This window comes from Streptomyces sp. CLV115, from assembly GCF_038448545.1.
GTDB classification, from domain to species: domain Bacteria; phylum Actinomycetota; class Actinomycetes; order Streptomycetales; family Streptomycetaceae; genus Streptomyces; species Streptomyces sanglieri.
Genome location: NZ_JBCEWQ010000279.1, coordinates 1 through 5240, shown reverse-complemented (window position 1 = coordinate 5240; position 5240 = coordinate 1). Strand labels below are relative to the sequence as shown.

Sequence of the window (5240 nt, the reverse complement as noted above, 5' to 3'; positions counted from 1 at the left end):
GCTCGGGAGCGGCGGGGGCCGGCGCGGCCTTTGCCTCGCGGATCGTCTGCTCGGCGGCGGCGATCAGCGGATCGCCGGGCAGCGCGAGCGTACGGGTCGGCAGGGAGTTGGAGTTGGCCTCGGCGACCGACCCCGGGAGGTTCAGCGCGGGGGCGTCCCCGGGGATCTTCACCGGCGGCGGGGTGGCCGTCGGGGGCGACTTCGGCAGCAGAGCCTGGGGCAGCACGACGACCGCCGTGATCCCGCTGCCCTTGTGCTCGCGCAGCTGGACCCGGACGCCGTGGCGCGCGGCCAGCAGGGAGGTGACCTGGAGGCCGAGGCCGGCCCCGTCCGCGCTCTGCTCGCCCGCCTCGAAGAGTGTCGGGTCGGCGAGCCGGGTGTTGAGTTCGCCCATCCGTACGGTCGACATCCCGATGCCCTCGTCCTGGACGGAGAGCATCACCTCGCCGCTCTCCAGCAGCCAGCCGGAGAGCTGGACGTGGGAGTCGGGCGGCGAGAAGGAGGTGGCGTTCTCCAGGAGTTCGGCGACCAGGTGGCTCAGGTCGTCGGCGGCGAAGCCGGCGATCTGGGCGTGCGGCGGCAGGGACTGGATGGTGACCCGCTCGTACCGCTCGATCTCCGAGACGGCCGCGCGCAACACGTCGACCAGCGGGATCGGCCCCGCGTGCCCGTGGCCGTGCTCGGCACCGGCGAGGACCAGCATGTTCTCGCTGTGCCTGCGCATGACGGTGGCCATGTGGTCGAGCTTGAAGAGGGTGGCGAGCCGCTCCGGGTCGTGCTCCCGCTCCTCCAGGCTCTCGATGACCCCGAGCTGGCGCTCGACGAGGCCGAGGGTGCGCAGCGAGAGGTTGACGAAGGTGTGGTGGACCGTGTTCTTCAGCCGCTCCAGCTGGTTGGTCAGGTCGGAGGCCAGGACCTGGAGCTCGGCGCGCTGGACGGTGAGGGTCTCGCGGGCGGTGATCAGCTCGCCGTGCTCGGCCCGGAGGGTCTCGTAGCGGCCGTTGAACTGGGTCAGGAGTCCCTGGAGCCTGCCGTGCAGGCTGTTGAGGGACCGTACGACCTGGGCGAACTCGTCGTTGCGGCCGGTGTAGCGGATCGGCTCGGCGGTGTCGGGTTCGGTGGCGAGGCGGGCGGCGCCGATCCGCAGCACGGCGAGCGGCTGGGTGAGGGTGCGGGCCACGGCGGTCGAGACGCCGACCGCGATCAGCAGGCAGCCGCCGAGCAGCGCGATGCGCAGTTCGAGCGCGGTGACGTCGTCGTCGCGCAGCTGCTCCAGGCGTCGGATCTGTTCGGTGCCGAGGGCCGATTCGACGCTGCGCATCCGGTCGATCCGCGCGGAGAGCGCCGCCTCGGCCTTCTTGCGGTTGGTCCCCTGGTCGGAGTCGGACAGCTCGGGGCGGTCGGTGAGGGTGTTGAGGTACTTCTCCGCGCTGTTGACCTCGGGCCCGGTGACGGTGGACGACAGCTTGTCGCGGGCGGTGGAGCCGGCGGCCTGGTCGAAGTCGGCGAGCGAACCGAGTTCGCGGACCCGGGCCTGCTGGGCGGCGGCGCTCAGCTCGTCGCGGGTGCGGTCGTCCTTGCCGTTGCCGCCGTCCTGGATCTGCACCGGAAGCCCGGTCACCGGGTCGAGCTGCGGGACCGCGACCTTGCGGGGGACGGAGAGCGCGGCGATCAGCAGCCCGCGGGTGGCGGAGGCCTGCTCGGTGGCCTGCCCGAGGGCGAGCGGGGCACGGGTGGCCTCGGCCGCGCGCGGCGGGGTCTTCTCGGCGAGCTCGTCGGCGAGCTCGTGGAGCTTGGCGATGACCTCGGAGTAGGCCTGGTGGGCCTCCAGCGCGGTGCCCTTGCCGCTGAGCGCGTCGCGGCGCAGGGACGGGACGGCGGAGAGGTCGCGGCGCAGTGCGGCCGGGGCCGTGGCGCGGATCTCGTCGATCTGCTGGTCGACCCGGGCGCTGTGGCCCCGGGGGTCGTCCTTGCCGCCGGACGCCTGGTCGCGTCCGGCCGCGATCCGGGCGGTGACCTCGTCGCGCTCGTCCGCGAGGGCGTGGGCGAGGGCGGTGGCCTGCTGGTTCAGCTCGGCGAGGGTGACCAGCCGCTGCGATTCGTTCAGTTCGGAGGAGGCGGCGAGGATCGCGGGGGTGCCCGCGGCGATGACGGTGATGCCGACCACCGCGACACCGGCGACCAGCCGGCTCCGTACGCGCACGGTGCGCCGGGTGCTCTCGCTCCCGTCAGGTGCCGGCGGCGTCACCCCGGAACCGCTCTGCTTGCCGCCCTTGCTCCGAGGCCGCTTCTTCTGCACCGGTGCTCGCAATCTTGACTCGTCCGCCCTTGAAGCAGAGGTGACGCACGGTCACATATAACGAGCGCCCCGACCCCTGGTACGGCTTCTGACCATTCCAGTGCTTTTGAGAGGGGGGCGTGCATCAACCACTCCGCCACCTGAACGAGTGAACATCACTCCAGAGTTGGCAAACAAGTTTGCCCCGGAGGACCTTCGGCCACACCTGGTCCGTCGGCTGGAACTTCCGCGCAGGCTTTGGCAGGATGCCCGCCCGCATGCCTCACGGAGCCTTTCCTTCCGCTCCGACCGTTCGCCTGACCTGCTGGTGCAGGCCAATCTCGGCCAGGTGCAGGGCTCGTGAAGGCACCGTGCAGACTGGTCGCATGCGCATCGAACTGGCCACTGTCGCCGGCAGCCCGGAACGCCCGAACGAGGACTGGGCGGCCACCGCGCTCCCCGCCTCCGGCCAAGGTGGGGCGCTGGTCGTGCTCGACGGGGTGACACCGCCCCGGGGTGACGACGGTTGTGTGCACTCGGTCCCCTGGTTCACCGCCCGGCTGGGTGGCGCACTGGTCGAACTGTCCGGTTCGCGGCGGGATCTGACCCTTCAGGAGATCCTGGAGGAATCCATTCGGCGCACCGCCGACACGCACCGTTCCCTGTGTGACCTTTCTCACGTGCGCACGCCTCAGGCAACGGTCGTCATGGCGCGCTGGGACGACACCGGGGTCGAGCACTTGGTGCTCTCCGACTCCGTACTGCTGTTCGAGGCGCACGACGGGAGTGTGCGCCCCCTGCTCGACGACCGGCTCGACCGCCTGCCGCCCGGCTCGCTGAGCACCGAGGCGATCGCCGACTCCGGGTTCCGGAACAAGGAGGGCGGCTTCTTCACCGCCGCCGCCGACCCCTCCGTGGCGGCCCGCGCGGTCACCGGGCACACCCCGCGCGACCGGGTGCGGGCGATCGCCGCGCTGACCGACGGGGCGTCCCGCTGGACCGAGATGTTCCACGAGGGCGACTGGAGGGACTGCCTCGGGGTGCTCCACAAGGACGGTCCACAGGGGCTGATCGACCGGGTCAGGGCCCTGGAGGACGCGGACACGGAGCGGGTCCGGCTGCGCCGCGGCAAGACCCATGACGACGCGACGGCGGTCTACGCGGTGTTGTGACGGCACACCGGGAGGCCCGGGCAGCCGGCGTCATTCCTCGGCGCGGGCGTTCAAGTGGTGCAGCAGCCGGGCCAGTTCGGCCACTTCCGCCCGGTCCCAGTCGTCGAGCTTGCGGACGTAGCGCTCCCGGCGGGCGTCGCGCACGCTGCGGTAGCGTGCCAGCCCCTCGGCGGTGAGGTGGACGAGAAAGGCCCGGCCGTCCGCCGGATCGGGTTCACGGGCCACCAGTCCGAGGCCTTCCAGGGCGCGCAGTTGACGGCTCATGGTCGCCTTGCCCACCCCGAAGTAGGCCGCGAGATCGGTGGCCCGCTGCCGCCCGGCCGACTCCAGCCGGACGAGCAGTCCGTACGCGGCGGACTCCAGTTCCGGGTGGACCTCGCGCGCCATCTCGCCGGAATTGGACCGCGCCCGGCGCAGAAAGACGGCCAACTCCCGCTCCAGGGCAAGGAATGCGTGGTCCACACCACTTCCGCCGGTCGCGCCCGGTTCACTACCGCTTTCGCTCCCGTGCACGTCAACACCCCTCGTGAGCTTTCCTGTCGCTGAAAATTTCTTTCGCCGCTGGTCATCGCCGCAGCTCCGCCAGTATTTCGCAGGCGTAGACCAACGGCAGCTACCAGGCCCCCTTCCGCAGCACGGGTCTACGTGCGTAGCGTCAGTCCTGGCATGTTCACACCATTACATGCCCGCAGGGGTTCGTTCCGCGTCCCCCTGGGATCAGCACGTCCCCCCACCACGTCCTCGGAGGCACTCCCATGCCGGTGCTCAGATCCACTTCCAAGACGTCCCGCCGCTCGCGCTTCGCGGCGGCCGGGACGCTGCTCGCAGCCCTTTCGCTCCTCCTCACCCTGCCCGGCGCGGCGAGCGCCGCCGGCTCCCACGACGCGGCCGCCAGGAAGCCCGCGCGCGGCACGGCCACGATGGGCATGGGCGTCGTCGCCCACGACGGCCAGGACGGACTGCCGCGGGACACCCGCGCCGTCCAGACCGAAGGCGTGGACGTCTCCGGCCACCAGGGCAACGTCGCCTGGTCGACGCTCTGGAACAGCGGAGTGAAGTGGGCCTACACCAAGGCCACCGAGGGCACGTACTACAAGAACGAGTACTTCGCCCAGCAGTACAACGGCTCGTACAACGTCGGCATGATCCGCGGCGCGTACCACTTCGCCACTCCGAACACCACGAGCGGTGCCGTCCAGGCCAACTACTTCGTGTCCAACGGGGGCGGCTGGTCGCGGGACGGCAAGACGCTGCCCGGCGTGCTCGACATCGAGTGGAACCCGTACGGCGACCAGTGCTTCGGCCTGAGCCAGGCCGGCATGGTCTCCTGGATCCGCGACTTCGTGAACACCTACAAGGCGCGCACCGGACGCGACGCGGTCATCTACACCGCGACCAGCTGGTGGAAGACCTGCACCGGCAACAACGCGAGCTTCGGCGCGACCAACCCGCTGTGGGTGGCCCGCTACGCCGCCACGGTCGGCGAGCTCCCGGCCGGGTGGGGCTTCTACACGATATGGCAGTACACCTCGTCCGGCCCCACCGTCGGCGACCACGACCGCTTCAACGGCGCCCTCGACCGCGTGCAGGCCCTCGCCAACGGCTGAGCCGGCCCGCCGCGTCCTCGCGGCCCCACCGCTCCACACCGCAGAGCCCCGGCGATCGGCGAATTCCAGGGGTCGTTGCAACACAGAGGTCAACTGGCTGTGGCCAGGAGCTTAGTGAGACGCTTGGCTGGGGTTTCCCAGCCAAGCGTTTTGCGTGGCCGGCTGTTCAGTTCGGCGGCGACG

4 protein-coding genes are annotated in these 5240 nt (G+C 71.0%); 2 read left to right on the top strand and 2 right to left on the bottom strand.

Going from position 1 to position 5240, the window contains the following annotated elements:
- A partial coding sequence (locus tag AADR41_RS41070) for a sensor histidine kinase (RefSeq protein ID WP_342287488.1) occupies window positions 1-2299 on the bottom strand: 2299 nt, incomplete at its 3' end.
- A 365-nt stretch (window positions 2300-2664) separates the two neighbouring features.
- Between AADR41_RS41070 and AADR41_RS41065 the strand changes: the two genes are divergently transcribed.
- Entirely contained in the window at window positions 2665-3450 is a 786-nt protein-coding gene (locus AADR41_RS41065) for a protein phosphatase 2C domain-containing protein (RefSeq protein WP_342287487.1), read from the top strand.
- A 30-nt stretch (window positions 3451-3480) separates the two neighbouring features.
- Here the strand turns inward: AADR41_RS41065 and AADR41_RS41060 are convergent, their stop codons facing one another.
- Complete coding sequence (locus AADR41_RS41060) at window positions 3481-3963, bottom strand: MarR family winged helix-turn-helix transcriptional regulator (protein ID WP_342287485.1); 483 nt, start codon at window positions 3961-3963, stop codon at window positions 3481-3483.
- A 242-nt stretch (window positions 3964-4205) separates the two neighbouring features.
- On the opposite strand from AADR41_RS41060, the gene AADR41_RS41055 reads away from it, so the two are divergent.
- Window positions 4206-5057 (top strand): lysozyme, encoded by an 852-nt coding sequence (locus AADR41_RS41055; protein WP_342287483.1) that lies wholly within the window; start codon window positions 4206-4208, stop codon window positions 5055-5057.
- Window positions 5058-5240: the final 183 nt, after the last annotated feature.